Consider the following 15133-nt stretch of genomic DNA (forward strand, 5'->3'; position numbering starts at 1 on the left):
ATTTTAATGCGACGCTAGTGAATTGTATTATTAAAAATAACCAAGAATCCCCTCTTTTTTGCTCCTTCTTCATATAATGTTATCATGATGTACAAAGGGGTATGTATATAAGGAAGACTCTTCATCACAAAAATGATGTGAATTTCGCTTTCTTCTATTAATAAATCGTGTCATTTTTCATATACATTTTATATTGAAGTATTTTGACTAAGGAGAGAATATTTGTGGACATTTTCGTAAGACCTGGTGATTCACTTTGGCGTTATAGCGAAGTATTTAAAATCCCCCTCCAATTAATTATAGATTCGAATCGAAATATAAACCCCCAATTTTTAAGGGTTGGACAGCGTATTCGAATTCCTGGGTATATTACTAACGACTATCAATTAAGGCAGGGAGATTCATTTTGGCAAATTGCTCAAAATAGAAATATCCCACTAACAGCCCTTTTACTTGCTAATCCTGATCTTAACCCAAATGCCCTTCAAATAGGTCAAACCATTCGAATTCCTCAACAAATTACTTGGAGGATTATCAATGGACAGCAAAGGTACGACTATAGCATCATGATGAATGATCTAAACAAACTCCTTGATGCTTATCCTTTTCTACAAAGCTCAACAATCGGCCATTCTGTGTTAGGACATGAAATTCCAGAGATTCAAATTGGTAACGGATTAAAACGGATTCATTATAACGGCTCCTTCCATGCAAATGAATGGATCACAACTCCCATTATTTTAACATTTTTAAATGACTACCTACTTTCACTCACCAATCAAAATACGATACGGGGTATCTCTACACTTCCACTTTATCAACAAACATCCCTTTCTATAGTTCCGATGGTCAATCCTGATGGTGTCAATTTAGTAATACAAGGGCCACCTGAAGACGAAGCATTAAGAAATCAACTAATCAATTGGAACAATGGGAGCAACAATTTCTCAGGTTGGAAAGCCAATATACATGGCATTGATTTAAATGATCAGTTCCCTGCGAAATGGGAGCTAGAAAGTGCTCGTAATCCTAAAACACCTGGGCCGAGGGATTATGGTGGAGAACGACCTTTATCAGAGCCAGAGGCCATTGCTATGGCTGATTTAACAAAGAAGCGAGATTTTGCAAGAGTTCTTGCCTTTCATACACAGGGAAGAGTGATTTATTGGGGCTTTGAAAACTTGGAGCCTCCTGAGTCTAAAATTCTTGTTACTGAATTTAGTCGAGTTAGTGGCTATGAGCCCATCAATTCAGCTGGAAGCTATGCAGGCTATAAGGATTGGTTTATTCAGGATTGGCGTAGACCAGGCTTCACCGTTGAGCTGGGAAGTGGGATTAACCCTCTACCAATCAACCAATTTAACGACATCTACGAAGAAGCATTAGGAATCTTCCTTGCTGCATTATATATGTAAATCCCTGAATTATCAGAATGAAGAAAGCGTCACTAATTAATGTTACATTGCTTATACTCCTCAAAAATCCCCTGCATAAAAGGGGATTTTTTATGTTTAAAATTACTTTGACAGGTAGAGTAATGTTTGCTAATATTACTCTAACAGATAGAGCAATATATTGAAGTAGGTGACGTATGGTTCGAAGTGATATCATCCGCGGACACTTGGATTCCATTATTTTAAGACTCATTTTAGAGAAAGATCGTTATGGCTATGAGATTTCTCAGGAAATAAGTCTCCGCACAAATAATCGTTTTCAAATTAAAGAGGCAACTTTATACGCCGTTTTTCAACGTCTTGAAAAAAAGGAAGTTATTGAAGCCTACTTTGGGGATGTCTCCCACGGTGGCAAACGAAAATATTACCGAATTACCCCATTAGGAAAAGCTTATTTAAATGAGCTAGTGAAAGAGTGGTCGGAAGTTAAGGAAATTATCGACTTATTTATGGAGGGCTTAGAATGAAAAAAATTAAAAATCATATTGATGAGCTTTTTAAGGACTTTCCTCGTAACCACGAAACGGAAATGATCAAACAGGAAATCATTCAAAATCTTGAAGAAAAAGTATTTTACTTAATGGATCAAGGCAAAGAGGAAGAGGATGCTATTAATAAAGCAATCGTGGAGTTTGGGGATATTGAGGATTTAAAACAGGAATTAGGTGTAAAAGAGCCCGAAAAGAAAAACATGTCGAGATTAAATTTGGAATTTTCTCTATGGGGTAGTGGCTTAATTATTGCGTTTTTTATCTTTATAAACATTTATTATACTCCCCATATAATCTGGGCGATTTATCCCATTTTCGCTATTTTATGGTGGCCACTCGCAATGTACTTTGTTTGGTCACGGAAGAAATGGAGTGAATAAACATGAAGAATTTAATTAATTTTTCCATTGCTGGTAGTTTAATGACCATGATATTTTTAGGAATTGTCAATTATACAACATCACCACAAACAGCATGGTTTATTTATCCCTGTTTATTACTATTGCTATGGCCAATTACTTTATTTTTTATGATTAAAAAAATGTATAAACAATATTCAGTTATTTGCAGTGCCATAATTATTGCATTTCTTATCATTGAAAATTATTTATATTCACCTGAGCATTTATGGTTTATCTATGCGATTTATCCAATCATCTGGTGGCCAATTCTTATGTACTTGGATGAAAAAGCAAAAACCTTAAAAATTGCGCTAGTAGGCTTTGCAACTACTATCATTTATTATTCCATTTTAAATATTATTTTATCCCACCCATATCCTTGGGCGATTTATCCGGCATTTTTAGTCACATGGTGGCCCTTAGCTTTATATCATGCACAAAGAAAAACATTTGTAGCATTCTCTGTTACTGCTTCAATGCTTATTAGTATCTTTTTTATTACAGTAAATATTGTCTCTACACCAAGAGTTATATGGGCAATCTACCCAATTTTTGTAGTCTTGTGGTGGCCCCTAAGCATGTATTTTTATGTTTATAAAAGGAAAATGTACAATTCAACAAATTTTACTAAGAGAATCTAAACAGTTTAACATCGAAATGGAAGTTTATCCTATATAGAGCAATAAAAAAGGAATTTATTGAATTTAATGAATGGATGGTCGAATCAAATAAATTCAATTTGAACGAGAGCATGTTTTGAATAATACCGAAGCACGCTCTTTAGATTTGTCCTTTTTTCAGTTAACATCATTCATAGCAGTGATTGCATCGTACATCGTAGTTTTTAGACTCTCTTCTAATTGTAAAGGCCGTAGCTATTGAGGATATAAAATATAAAATAAATGCAAATTGCGCAAGCAGTGAAAAACTTAAAATTTTCTTTAAAGGGATTTTTTCAGTTACGAATGGAAAGATAAAGGAACTTACAATTTTCCCTATTACATAAATAAGCATGACGAGAGAAGCAAAGGTTGCCGAATTTGTTATTGTAAAAATTAGCAACGTAATAGTCATTGTATATAAAGACATTGCAAGCTTGCCACTGGAAATACTACCATCATAGATAATAAAAGTGCTTCCCCATCATTTACCTCCTCCCCGATAGTTTCTGCCCATTTTACTACCTTATTTAATTAAGGTCGATTATTCACTAATGTTAGCTCGTATTATATACTTACTATATAATTTAATTATTAAATAATTTAACAGGCTGTGATACTATGTCAAAAAACGATCAATTACCTTATGTAGAAGTCATTATGAGAGAAATGCTGGAAATACAGCAAAAGTCGAAAATGTTTGTCAATCTTCTATCTGAAGGGGAATCCTTATCTCAAAATCAACTAATTCTTTTGCTCCAGCTAAAAATAAATTCCGGTATGAAAGCAACCGAAATTGCTGATTTCTTCAGTGTGACTCCTGGTGCCGTTACATCAATGTGCGATAAGCTGGAAAAATTAGAATTAATACATCGTGTTAGAGAAAGTGGGGACCGACGTGTTGTGAAAATTGTATTAACGAATTATGGTGAAACTAAGGTTCAAAATTTATTTTTAAAGTTCTCTCAAGAAAAACTTACTGATATGGCTAAGGTTTTGAGTGATGTTAATCAGTTAATGAAAAAAATATTTTAGGATTTCATAAAGATGAAGTCCTTTTTTATTGCCCAGAAAATATGTAAGGTCATTCATGAAATTCACATTATCTCATTGGTTCATTATTCACTTGCACAACTGATTTATATCATATAAACTACTAAAAAATTATTATTATTCATACCCTTCTTAATATAAATACTATTAAAAATATTCTGATTCGATTTAAGATAAATATTATAATGGAATATAAGAGGTGAGTTCATGCGTTTAGAAGTGAATCAAAAATTAGATTTAAAATTAGCTATGACAAAACAACTGAGACAAGCAATAGAGCTATTACAAATGCCTTCAGATGAGCTTGAAACATTTCTTATAGAACAATCACTTTCAAACCCCTTAATTGAAGTGAAAGATAGCTTTCACTTTAAGGAAGGTTATCATACAAGCAAATATATGAATCTACCCGAAAACAATACGGAGTACAGGATATCAAATGTAGATCACCTTTTAAGTGAAATTCGTTTAACTAATCATTCATCTGAAGACTATCAGATTCTTCAACAGCTTATTCTAAACTTAAATGAGTTTGGCTATTTACCAAATGCAACTCAGTTATTTTCACAGTCACAATACAATCACGCTTTACAGCTTCTGAAAAATTTAGATTATGTAGGCGTGGGGGCTACAAATTTAAAGCATTGCCTACTATTACAACTAGATGCTTTCTATCCGGATGAATTATTTGCAAAGGAAATTATTCAATATCATTTAGAAAAATTAGCTAATCGCAAATGGAATGATATAAAAAAATGTTTACAAATAGATGAAGAAGAATTGAAATATACTATAAATATTATAAAATCATTAAACCCAAAGCCTTTTATACCTGATTATTCTAGTATGTCTGAAGTTGTTCGTCCCGATATCATAATTGATATTAAAGATGATTTCATTACTTACGCTTTAAGTAATTGGTTCTCCCCTTCTATTACTATGACGAAAATAGAGTCGATGTACTTATCAGCAGAAGACCGGAAACAAATGAATAAATGGGAAAAGGATTACAACTGGTTATCTCAATCCCTTGAACAACGAAGAGAGACAATGATTGCTATAATGGAGTACTTAATACAAGAGCAATTGGAAGCCCTTAAAAATGGACTACAATTTATAAAACCAATGACTCTTAAGGATATATCCGTAGCTATTAATCGTCACGAATCTACTGTTAGTAGAGCAACGATGAACAAATATATTCAGGCTCCCTGGGGAACTTTCTTAATGAAAAATTTATTTTCATCTAAGGTAACCACTCATTCTGGGGAAGATATCTCTAAAGAAAAAATAAAAACACAAATTCTTGAACTTGTGAAAAATGAAAACAAGAAAAAACCATTATCCGACAACAAAATACTGGAGCTCATTTGCAGCCAGGAAGAGGTTGAGCTATCTAGAAGAACTATCGCTAAATACCGAGATGAATTAAATATCCCTTCATCCTCTAAACGAAAGGAATTGTAGAATGCAAAGAAAGGTGAAGAGAATAGCTAAGCTCTTCTTCACCTTTTGATATATTAAAGGGGAATTTTTTTAATGATCGTCATTTTTTTCTTGTTAAGTTTTCCATCTGCTTGTAATTTACATCTTTCTCAAACCACATTTTTATTGCCTTGTGATTTTGCATAACTAGCATGGTCATACCGTTTTGTATACGGGCTCCTAAATTTTTAGCTTGCTTAAGAAATGCTGTATATTGGGGATTATAGATGACATCCGAAACAACTGCATTTTCTTTTAGCTGTACAATATTTAGAGGCATGGCATCTGTATGGGGCCACATACCTATAGGGGTAGTTTGAATGATAATATCGTATTTAACTGTTTGCTGTTCAGCTTCTTCGTAGGATATGACCCTGACATTCGGCTTATCTATCGTATTTTTCACCTTATTTACGGTACGGTTTGTTATATCAATTTCAACATCTTCAAATTGCAGGAGCTCAAAATAGATGGATTTAGCAACTCCTCCAAATCCAATCAAAAGAATTTTCAATCCGTTCAAATCTGATAGGCTAAACTCTTGTAAAAGCCCTGCTAACCAGGCTTGACCATCAAAATTATATCCAATAAGCTTGCCGTTCACTGCTTGAATAATATTAACAACACCAGTATTTTTAGCAGTTATATCTAATTCATCTATATATGGAAGCACCTTCTCCTTATAAGGAATTGTAACAATTAATCCTCCTTCACGGCTGGATTTTAAATGCATCATAAAATTTTTTAATCCATCATCCTCCACTTCAAATTTTTGAAACGAGGCTTGAATATTATTCTCTTTATAGGTTTCATTTTGCAGTAAAGGCGAAAGCGAGTGCTCTAAGGGGTTTCCCAAAATACCATAGACTTGAATAAATATCACCCTCTCTATTGTTATTGATTCCAAATAACTAGCTTTAACTCTGTCATTTCCTCTATAGCATATTTTACACCCTCTCGGCAGTTACCACTTTCTTTCACACCTCCATATGGCATATGGTCTACTCTAAATGTTGGTATGTCATTGATAACTACTCCACCTACTTCTAAAAGATGCATGGCTTTTGAAGCGTTTTGAATATCATTTGTAAAAATACCAGCTTGTAATCCAAACCGAGAATCATTTATTGCATCAATCGCTTCTTGAACAGCACTAATTTTATTTACTGTCACAATTGGCGCAAAGACCTCTTGGCATGATACTTTTGAAGTCGAAGGTACTTCAGCTAAAATAGTAGGCTTTAAAATATTTGCCTCTATTTGGCCTCCACTAATTAATTTTGCTCCGTCTGCTATTGCCTCATCAATCCAGCTTAGAGCACGATTATTGTCCTCTAAACTAATCAGCGTCGAAATATCAGTCGTTATATTCAACGGATCTCCCATTACCAATTTCTCAGCCTTTTCTTTAAACTTTTGCAAAAATTCTTCTGCTACACTTTCATGCACATAAATTCGTTGTAATGAAATGCAAATTTGCCCTTGATTTGAAAATGCCCCAACCACACATTTGTCAGTTATCATATCAATATCTGTATGTTGATCGATGATTAATCCTGCATTCGATCCTAGTTCCAAGGAGACTTTCTTTAGTCCAGCACGTTGTTTTATACCTAATCCAACACCTGGACTTCCAGTAAACGTAACCATCTTTACTTTTTCACTTTCTACTAAAACATCTCCAACTGTTCTTCCACTTCCAGTTATCAAATTAAATGCGCCTTTAGGTAAATCTGTTTGACTTAATAATTCCGCTAAAAATATGGATGATAACGGTGTTTGGGAAGCTGGTTTTAGAACAACTGTATTACCCGCCGCAATTGCTGGCCCTAATTTATGTGCAACTAAATTCATCGGGAAATTGAAGGGCGTAATAGCTGCCACCACTCCTAATGGTTCACGAATTGTTAATCCAATTTTATTTACACCATTTTTGGCAGCATTGATTGGTAGAACTTCACCGTAAATTCGTTTTGCCTCTTCTGCCGCAAATTTATAAGTTTCTATCGTTCGTTCTACTTCGCCTATTGCAAATTTCAAAGGCTTCGCAGATTCTAATGAAATAATCTCTGCAGCTTTTTCTTTATTAGCAATTAATAGATTTACCAACTGTTCTAATATATTTGAGCGCTCATACGCTGTTAGGTTTCTCATTACTTTAAATGCTTCCTGTGCTGCATCGATTGCCTCTTCCACCTGCTCAGTTGAAGCCTGGGCGATATTTGCAATCGTTTGTTGTGAATAAGGTGACTTTAAATCACTATATATTTCACTTTCTCTCCATTGTCCATCAATATATAAATTTTTTCTCATCGTGATAAAACACCTCCATCGACTGGGATTAAAATACCTGTAACATAATCAGATGCTTTGGTAGCCAAAAACATTGCTGTCCCTACAATATCTTGAGGATCACCCCATTTTTTAGATGGAATCCGATCCTCAAATTCTTTTTTACGTACTGGATCCTGTAAAATATCGGAATTCATATCTGTTAAAATATACCCTGGGGCAATGGCATTTACTTGAATCCCATATTGAGCCCATTCATTAGATAATGATTTTGTTAATTGTAGTACTGCACCCTTACTCGCTGAATAAGGTGAAGAATTGTACGCTCCAACAATGGATACGATGGAGCTTAGATTAATAATTTTACCCTGTCCAAATTTTTTCATTTCAGCTGCAGCCAATCGACTTAATTCAAATAAAGATAGGACATTTAAGTTAAATATTTTTTGCCATGTATCTAATGGTACATCCACCGCTGGACTACGCTTAATAATACCAGCGCAGTTAATAAGAACATCTAATTTTCCATCTAATAGCTCTAAAGCTTGTTTAAAATATAGTTTTATTTTCTCGACTTCCATTAAGTCGCATTTAATATAGCCAACATTTAAAGAGCTAAGTGACGCTACATTATCAGAAATATCTAAAACAACAATTTCAGCTCCAGCCTGCTTAAAGGCCTTAACAAATTCGTGTCCAATTCCTTGGGCCCCACCAGTTACAATTATTTTTTTTCCTTTTAGATTAAAAAGTTCAGTGAAGTCTGTCATGTTAATGAACCCCTTTACCAATACTTAAATTAGCTACTTCCATAAATATTTCAGACAGAGAAGGGTGTGGTTGAATCATTTCAGCCATTTCATACACGGTACCTTCAAGACTCATATACGCCGATCCTTGTCCAATTAATTCTGTTACATACGGACCTACCATACACATACCATAAATTTCACCATATTTAGAATCTGTAAATACTTTGACAAAGCCATCTTTTTTTCCTAAAGTCTGAGCTTTTCCATTTCCAAAAAGATTATATTTAGTAACTGTGTAATCAACACCCTTACTTTTCAAGTCATTTTCTGATTGGCCAATACTTGCAATTTGTAAATTTGTATAAATGCATCTTGGCACGATAGAATAATCCATTTTCTTTTGATTGCCTAAAATATTCTCAATAACAGTTAACCCTTCTGCACTTGCAACGTGAGCAAGCTGGTATCCACCTATTACATCTCCGACCGCATAAATAGTTGAAATATTGGTTTGTAAATAGTCATTAACTTTAATAAATGCTCCATTATATGCTAGATCTATGTGCTTGGTCGCAGAATCGTTAGGTGTCCGCCCTACTGCGATAAGTAGCTCTTCTGAAGAAATGACAACTTTCTCGCCCGATTTCTTCTCAACCACTAGCATCTTACATCCATTTTCTTCACTTACACTTGTCACAAGGTGGTCTGTTAAAATATTAATTCCTTTGTCGTGAAGCTTTTTGTGTAAAGCTTTTGAGGCTTCCTCATCCTCCATAGCAATAATTCTGTTGCTATATTCAATAATCGTCACTTTCGATCCTAAACTGCTAAATACATCTGCTAGCTCTACGCCTATTACCCCACCACCAACAATCGTTAGAGACTTCGGTAATGTTTTAAGATCAAAAATTGTATCTGTTGTATGATATTGCACATTCTCTAAGCCTTCTACTTTCGGAATAAGTGGACGGCTTCCTGTTGCAATAATAATATTTTTTGTTGAAAGAATAGTCTTTTCATTATTTGAAATGACTTCAACCTCTTGAGAATTTTTTATTAATCCTACTCCATTAAATACTTCTACTTTTCTAGCTTTTAATAAAGATTGAATACCCATTCTTAAATTTTTAAGAACGGAATTTTTGTAGGTAACCATACCCTCCATGGAAAATTCCACGTCTTTTACTAAAATCCCACGTTGCTTTCCTTGCTCAATTTCCTCTAGTATTTCTGCATTTTTTAGATAGGTTTTTGATGGGATACAGCCTTGATTCAGGCAAGTTCCACCAAGCTGTTCAGCCTCTATAAGCGCAACCCTTAGTCCTTCACTAGCTCCCCTCAACGCAGCAACATATCCGCCAGGGCCTCCGCCAATTATGATTACATCAAATGTTGTCATATTCTCACCTCAACTTAAACAAGCATTCTAAATGGATTTTCTAGATTTTCTTTCAAGTCTGTCATAAACTGAGCTGCCGGTGCTCCGTCAATTATTCGATGATCAAACGATAATGATAATTGCATCATTGAATTTATAACTACCTCGCCATTTTTTACAACTGGCTTTTCCACAATTCTTCCTACACCTAAAATCGCTGACTGTGGCTGATTAATAATCGGTGTAAATGAATCCACAGCATACATACCTAAATTACTAATCGTAAAAGTACCGTTTTCAAAATACTCTGGACTTAATTTTCCATTCTTTATGTTTGCAACTATTTCTTTACTTCTTTTTACAATCTCCGCTAAGCCTATTTGATCTGTATTTTCAATTACTGGTACTACTAAACCTTCATCTAGAGAAACAGCAAATCCAATATTGACCTCTTCATAAAAATGAATTTCGTTATTCTGTAATGAAATATTTAATGCTTTATTTTTAGATAATGTATGTGCAACTGCTTTAACAATTAAATCATTATAGGATAATCGATACCCTGTTTCTTTCTCAATGACAGGTAGTAATTGTTTACGCAGAATTACACATTCCGTCATATTGATTTCTGTTGTCAATGTTACATGTGGTGCGGTGTAATAGCTTTCGCTCATTCGCTCTGCAATGACTTTTCTCATGCCTTTTAACGGTACTTTTTTGAGCTGTGAAGATTCTCTCTCTTGTGCTGATGTTGTCTTAGTAACAGCAGACAAGACATCCTTTTTCGTTATTTTACCGTGCTGTCCTGAGCCAATTAAATCTTTATCATCTATCTTTAGATCCTGAACCATCTTTTGTGCCAATGGCGTGATTTTAGATGTATCTTGTTGTAAGTAATTTTCGACATCCTGTTTTTGTACGCGACTGTTTGGACCTGTCCCAGATACAAGAGAAAGGTCAACCCCATTATCTTTTGCAAGCTTGTTGGCAGCAGGTGTTTTTCGCACTTTTTCTTGCTCATTGACTTCTTCCAATTTATTTTCTTTTGATTCTGAGAAGTTTTCAGTTTGCTCTATTGCCTCATTTTCTTCACCCATATAGGCAATAACTTCATGTACTTTTACCGTACTACCTGCATCATATAATTTTTTTAATAGATGTCCTGAAGATTCAGCTTCTACTTCTAGAACAATTTTATCTGTTTGAATTTCAGCAATGGGATCGCCTTCCTCGATAAACTCACCATCATTTACTAGCCAACTAACAATGATGCCCTCCTCCATCGTTGCTCCTAATTTGGGCATTACCACTTCTCTTGCCATTTTAGTTCACCTCTATTTGTTCATTAATTCTAAACATTTTTGATAAATATCTGATACTTGAGGGATTGCAGCCTTTTCAAGTTTTGGGTTGTATGGTATTGGTGCCTCTATTCCACCTAATCGTAAAATCGGTGCATCTAAGTAATCAAAGGCATCACTCTCTGCGATTAAACTAACAATTTCTGTACCAAATCCGCCTCTTTTCACTGCCTCATAAACGACTAGTACTCTTCCAGTTTTCTTGACAGATTCCAAAATTGCTTTTTCATCTAACGGAACAAGTGTCCTTGGGTCAATTACCTCCACATCAATTCCCTCTTGTTCTAGCTTTTGTGCAGCTTCTACCGCATGATTTACCATCATACCTGTAGCAATAATAGTAATGTCCTTCCCCTCTCGTTTAATATCTGCGACTCCAAGAGGAATTTCATAAGATTCTTCAGGCACATCTCCTTTTAGGTTATAAAGCATTTTATGCTCATAGACTAGAACTGGATTGTCATCTTTTATTGCAGCTTTTAGTAACCCCTTAGCATCGTAAGCATTGGAAGGTTGTACAACTTTTAGGCCTGGTATATGTGTCATCCAGGCTTCTAAGCTCTGTGAATGTTGTGCTGCAAATCCTGCACCGGAGCCAGCTGGTAATCTAACTACCATAGGAACCTTTGCTTTCCCTCCAAACATATAGCGCATTTTCGCCGCTTGATTTACGATATTATCCATAGCAATTACAACAAAATCCGAAAATTGAATTTCTAAAATTGGGCGCATGCCTGTCATTGCTGAACCTACCGCACAGCCACTAATTGCTGCTTCTGAAATAGGAGTAATGCGAACTCGTTCAGGACCAAATTCATCAATCATTCCACTTGTGACACCAAAAGCACCACCATATACTCCGATGTCCTCGCCCATAATAAATACGTCATTATCCTCACGCATTACCTGAGTCATTGCTTCTTTAATAGCTTCTGAATAACTAATTTCTCTCATCTTGATTTCTCCTTTTCCCCTAGGCATAAATATCTGTCATTAAAGTATCTAAACTTGGATCATCACTATTTTCAGCATATTCAACCGCTTCTTTCATCTGGTTTTGAGCTTTTTCGTTTAACTCTATGAATTCGTTTTCATTTATGACATTATTAGAAACTAGAATTTCCTTAAAAGCTTCGATTGGATCCTTAGCTTTCTTCCATTCCTTCTCCTCTTCGCGCGTTCTATATTTTCGAGCATCACTTCTTGAATGTCCTTCCCATCGGTAAGTTTCCGCTTCAATTAAAGTAGGACCCATACCCTGCTTCGCACGTTCGACTGCAGCTTGTGTCGCTTTAATAACCTCTAAAATGTTATTACCGTTAATCGTTTCGCTAGGAATTCCGTAGCTCGATCCTCTGACAGCAATGGACTCTATATTTGTCATTTCCTTAATAGAACCTGACATTCCATATAGATTATTTTCACAGAAGAAAATTATAGGAAGCTTCCAAATTGAAGCAAGATTCAGGGATTCGTGGAACGCCCCTTCGTTTGTTGCACCATCTCCGAAGAAGCATAGTACTACATAGCCTAATTCCTTCATTTTAGATGTTAAAGCAGCGCCGACACCAAGCGGGAGACCAGCTGCTACAATACCGTTCGCCCCAAGATTCCCAACTGTCATATCAGCGATATGCATTGAACCACCTTTACCCTTACAATGGCCTGTTACCTTTCCAAGTAGCTCTGCGACCATCTTATTAACATCTGTTCCTTTAGCAATACTATGTCCATGGCCGCGATGTGTGCTTGTAATCTTATCTTCGTTATTTAGTGGGAAACAAGCACCTACCGCTGTAGCCTCTTGACCAATACATAGATGCATAGTTCCATGAATTTTTCCTTGTTGATAGAGTTGTTTCAATGTCTCTTCGAACTTTCTGATGAGAATCATGTCATACAACATTTTCTTTAAATCCTGATTGTCTAAGCCTAATTCCTGAAATAATAATTCATTTGACATATTTAGAACCTCCTAAAAATATTTACATTAATTATTAATGCAAAAAGCATGCCAACTTTTATTGATGCAAAAACCCAGTATTTTCTCATCGAACTAGAGAAAAAATGATGTATAATTGTGCCCAAGTGATGAATTATTACATCATGTCTACTTAAGGGGGAGTATGAATGTTTTACAATCAATTAAAAATACTTGGGGTTATAGAGTGGGATCAAAATAGAGATGTTCTAGTATGTAATGAAACTGCCAAGACTTATGAAAAGTTTTTTGATGATATAAAAAAACAAATTTCTAATGGTTATAAATATTTTTGTATGTTGAATTCTAACTTGGAAATAAATGTTTTAAACAATGTTGAGGATTTTTCTAAGCTAACAATTTTTTTATTACCTCTAACAGAATCCGTTAGCTTAAACCAGGAAATTGATAAATTGGATAATTTAAAAAAAGAACTTGATGAAGTTATTAATTCATCGTTTGACGGTATTGTTATTTCTGATGCCAAAGGGAAGATTATGTATCAGAATCCTGCTTATGAAAGAATTACAGAGCTTTCAACTGAATTTTGTATAGGAAAAAACCTACAATCATTAGTTGACAAAGGAATTATTGATGTTTCTGCATCATTGAAGGCTATCAAGGGGAATCGTGCTATTACAATAAGTCAGAAGATTAAAACAGGGAAAAGCGTTTTAGTTTCAGCCGTTCCAATCAGAAACAAGCAAGGCGAAATCATTAAAATTGTGAATAATGTTCGTGACTTAACCCAGCTAAATAATTTAGAGACAGAAATTCAACAATTAGAAATCAAAAATCAAAGAATCCATGAAGAATTACAACAATTAAAAGGGATTAGTGATCCGAAATATTCAATTATTGCACATTCTACACAAATGAAAGATGTTATTGACCGTGCTTTAAGAGTTGCACAAATTGATTCGGGCGTATTAATTCAAGGGCCGTCTGGTGTAGGTAAAGAAAAAATAGTAGATTTAATACACCGAAATAGTATTCGCAAGGACGGACCTTTGATTAAAATTAATTGTGGTGCAATCCCTGAATCTCTTCTTGAATCGGAATTATTTGGGTATGAATCGGGTTCTTTTACGGGTGCTACCAAAAAAGGCAAGGCTGGATTATTTGAGGCCGCTAATAATGGGACAATCTTTTTAGATGAAATTGGAGAAATGCCATTACAGCTTCAAGTAAAACTATTACGTATACTTCAAGAGCGGGAAGTTGTGAGAATTGGCGGTACAACACCTATTCAAGTAGATGTCCGTGTCATTGCTGCAACAAACAGGAATTTATCGGATATGATTGAAGAGATGAAATTTAGAGAGGATTTATATTATCGACTTAATATTATTCCAATCAAAATTCCACCGCTTGAGCAAAGAGTAGAGGATATCATTCCTCTTATTTATCATTTTACGAATAATTTAAACATTAAATATGGATTAAACCGTTCTTTTTCATCTGAAGTGCTTGAAACGTTTGCGAACTATAAATGGCCAGGGAATGTCAGAGAGTTACAGAACATCGTAGAACGAGTTGTTTTGATGAGTCAACATTCAGAGATTACGATGGATGATCTACAAAGGGAATTAAACTTAAACAGCGATAGCAGCATTCAAGTATCAAATAGCAATACTTTAATTACTCACCATTTACCTTTAAAGGATCAAGTTGAATCGTTTGAGGAAAGTATTATTCGAGAAGCAATTAAAATTTATCCTAGTATAAGAAAAGCAGCAACCGCATTAAAAATTGATCAGTCTACACTTGTAAGAAAACTACAAAAATATAAAATAGAGAACCATTCTTAATAAAAAGTTGATCTC

14 protein-coding genes are annotated in these 15133 nt (G+C 34.8%); 7 read left to right on the plus strand and 7 right to left on the minus strand.

Annotation, left to right across the window (positions count from 1 at the left end; all coding sequences use genetic code 11):
- Positions 1-224: 224 nt before the first annotated feature.
- The 6 genes from B2R82_RS01280 (at position 225) to rpoN (ending at position 5525) form a co-directional block, all read left to right on the plus strand.
- Positions 225-1415, plus strand: a complete 1191-nt coding sequence (locus tag B2R82_RS01280; RefSeq protein WP_286923150.1) for a M14 family metallopeptidase — start codon at positions 225-227, stop codon at positions 1413-1415.
- A gap of 176 nt (positions 1416-1591) precedes the next feature.
- Positions 1592-1921 carry a PadR family transcriptional regulator gene (locus tag B2R82_RS01285; RefSeq protein WP_054771633.1) on the plus strand — a complete coding sequence of 110 codons (330 nt, stop codon included), beginning with the start codon at positions 1592-1594 and terminating at the stop codon, positions 1919-1921.
- Entirely contained in the window at positions 1918-2325 is a 408-nt protein-coding gene (locus tag B2R82_RS01290) for a permease prefix domain 1-containing protein (RefSeq protein ID WP_286923151.1), read from the plus strand. The genes B2R82_RS01285 and B2R82_RS01290 overlap by 4 nt, the downstream gene beginning before the upstream one ends.
- A 2-nt stretch (positions 2326-2327) precedes the next feature.
- Complete coding sequence (locus B2R82_RS01295; protein WP_286923152.1) at positions 2328-2987, plus strand: hypothetical protein; 660 nt, start codon at positions 2328-2330, stop codon at positions 2985-2987.
- A gap of 639 nt (positions 2988-3626) precedes the next feature.
- Complete coding sequence (locus B2R82_RS01300) at positions 3627-4040, plus strand: MarR family winged helix-turn-helix transcriptional regulator (protein WP_286923153.1); 414 nt, start codon at positions 3627-3629, stop codon at positions 4038-4040.
- Positions 4041-4277: 237 nt separating this feature from the next.
- A complete protein-coding gene (gene rpoN / locus B2R82_RS01305) occupies positions 4278-5525 on the plus strand; it encodes an RNA polymerase factor sigma-54 (RefSeq protein WP_286923154.1) in 1248 nt (415 codons plus the stop codon).
- A 79-nt stretch (positions 5526-5604) separates the two neighbouring features.
- On the opposite strand, the gene aroE is transcribed toward rpoN, so the two are convergent.
- From aroE to B2R82_RS01340, 7 genes are read right to left on the minus strand one after another with little or no spacing between them, the layout of a single operon-like run.
- Entirely contained in the window at positions 5605-6426 is an 822-nt protein-coding gene (gene aroE, locus B2R82_RS01310; protein ID WP_286923155.1) for a shikimate dehydrogenase, read from the minus strand.
- An 11-nt stretch (positions 6427-6437) separates the two neighbouring features.
- On the minus strand, positions 6438-7856 hold the full coding sequence (locus B2R82_RS01315) for an aldehyde dehydrogenase family protein (protein ID WP_286923156.1): 1419 nt from the start codon (positions 7854-7856) through the stop codon (positions 6438-6440).
- A complete protein-coding gene (locus B2R82_RS01320; RefSeq protein WP_286923157.1) occupies positions 7853-8605 on the minus strand; it encodes an SDR family NAD(P)-dependent oxidoreductase in 753 nt (250 codons plus the stop codon). Before B2R82_RS01320 ends, B2R82_RS01315 begins: the two co-directional genes overlap by 4 nt.
- A gap of 1 nt (position 8606) precedes the next feature.
- Complete coding sequence (lpdA, locus tag B2R82_RS01325) at positions 8607-9986, minus strand: dihydrolipoyl dehydrogenase (RefSeq protein ID WP_286923159.1); 1380 nt, start codon at positions 9984-9986, stop codon at positions 8607-8609.
- Positions 9987-10000: 14 nt separating this feature from the next.
- Positions 10001-11287 carry a dihydrolipoamide acetyltransferase family protein gene (locus tag B2R82_RS01330; RefSeq protein WP_286923160.1) on the minus strand — a complete coding sequence of 429 codons (1287 nt, stop codon included), beginning with the start codon at positions 11285-11287 and terminating at the stop codon, positions 10001-10003.
- 12 nt (positions 11288-11299) lie between these two features.
- Positions 11300-12280: an alpha-ketoacid dehydrogenase subunit beta gene (locus B2R82_RS01335; RefSeq protein WP_286923161.1), complete on the minus strand. Its 981-nt coding sequence runs from the start codon at positions 12278-12280 to the stop codon at positions 11300-11302.
- Positions 12281-12299: 19 nt separating this feature from the next.
- Positions 12300-13289 (minus strand): thiamine pyrophosphate-dependent dehydrogenase E1 component subunit alpha, encoded by a 990-nt coding sequence (locus B2R82_RS01340; RefSeq protein ID WP_376781224.1) that lies wholly within the window; start codon positions 13287-13289, stop codon positions 12300-12302.
- Positions 13290-13456: 167 nt separating this feature from the next.
- Between B2R82_RS01340 and B2R82_RS01345 the strand changes: the two genes are divergently transcribed.
- Positions 13457-15118 carry a sigma-54 interaction domain-containing protein gene (locus B2R82_RS01345; RefSeq protein WP_286923162.1) on the plus strand — a complete coding sequence of 554 codons (1662 nt, stop codon included), beginning with the start codon at positions 13457-13459 and terminating at the stop codon, positions 15116-15118.
- The last annotated feature ends 15 nt before the right edge of the window (positions 15119-15133 follow it).

Source organism: Lysinibacillus sp. UBA6686, assembly GCF_002455205.1.
In the GTDB taxonomy this organism is placed as follows: domain Bacteria; phylum Bacillota; class Bacilli; order Bacillales_A; family Planococcaceae; genus Lysinibacillus; species Lysinibacillus pakistanensis.

What these genes read in the sequence shown, in the direction of transcription:
- B2R82_RS01315 (WP_286923156.1), bottom strand. Translation starts at nt 7,856, where the DNA reads ATGAGAAAAAATTTATATATTGATGGACAATGGAGAGAAAGTGAAATA.
- B2R82_RS01290 (WP_286923151.1), top strand. Translation starts at nt 1,918, where the DNA reads ATGAAAAAAATTAAAAATCATATTGATGAGCTTTTTAAGGACTTTCCT.
- B2R82_RS01285 (WP_054771633.1), top strand. Translation starts at nt 1,592, where the DNA reads ATGGTTCGAAGTGATATCATCCGCGGACACTTGGATTCCATTATTTTA.
- B2R82_RS01320 (WP_286923157.1), bottom strand. Translation starts at nt 8,605, where the DNA reads ATGACAGACTTCACTGAACTTTTTAATCTAAAAGGAAAAAAAATAATT.
- B2R82_RS01340 (WP_376781224.1), bottom strand. Translation starts at nt 13,289, where the DNA reads ATGTCAAATGAATTATTATTTCAGGAATTAGGCTTAGACAATCAGGAT.
- B2R82_RS01345 (WP_286923162.1), top strand. Translation starts at nt 13,457, where the DNA reads ATGTTTTACAATCAATTAAAAATACTTGGGGTTATAGAGTGGGATCAA.
- B2R82_RS01330 (WP_286923160.1), bottom strand. Translation starts at nt 11,287, where the DNA reads ATGGCAAGAGAAGTGGTAATGCCCAAATTAGGAGCAACGATGGAGGAG.
- B2R82_RS01300 (WP_286923153.1), top strand. Translation starts at nt 3,627, where the DNA reads ATGTCAAAAAACGATCAATTACCTTATGTAGAAGTCATTATGAGAGAA.
- B2R82_RS01335 (WP_286923161.1), bottom strand. Translation starts at nt 12,280, where the DNA reads ATGAGAGAAATTAGTTATTCAGAAGCTATTAAAGAAGCAATGACTCAG.
- lpdA (WP_286923159.1), bottom strand. Translation starts at nt 9,986, where the DNA reads ATGACAACATTTGATGTAATCATAATTGGCGGAGGCCCTGGCGGATAT.
- B2R82_RS01295 (WP_286923152.1), top strand. Translation starts at nt 2,328, where the DNA reads ATGAAGAATTTAATTAATTTTTCCATTGCTGGTAGTTTAATGACCATG.